A 314-nucleotide genomic window follows, 5' to 3' on the forward strand; every position below is an offset into this window, starting at 1 on the left:
GTGTAGATGCTCTCGCCCGCGGACGCGAGGGAGGCGTGCACCCGGTTCGAGTCGGAGAAGTCCCGCTCGTCCTTGGCCCGCTTCTTCCCGGCCTCCTCGGGTTTCGTCGCGCTCCGCAGGTTGACCTCCAGCCACGCCGCGACCTCGGTCGGGGTGGTCAGGACCTCTTCCGGCGTCCGCTCCAGGCGCTCCTGGCGCGGGGAGGCGTGGTCGAGCGACGTGTGCTCCACATAGGCGTGCCAATGTGTGTTGCGCAGTGACCACGTCTGCTCGATCGGCCAGTCCTCCTCGGTGCCCATGCGCCTATCTTGCCA

At 68.5% G+C, this 314-nt stretch carries 1 protein-coding gene; it reads right to left on the reverse strand.

Annotation, left to right across the window (positions count from 1 at the left end; all coding sequences use genetic code 11):
- The coding region (locus IF89_RS0136545; protein WP_030778059.1) for a hypothetical protein at positions 1-299 on the reverse strand (299 nt) is incomplete at its 3' end.
- Positions 300-314 lie beyond the last annotated feature (15 nt).

This window comes from Streptomyces sp. NRRL F-2664, from assembly GCF_000719345.1.
Lineage (GTDB): Bacteria > Actinomycetota > Actinomycetes > Streptomycetales > Streptomycetaceae > Streptomyces.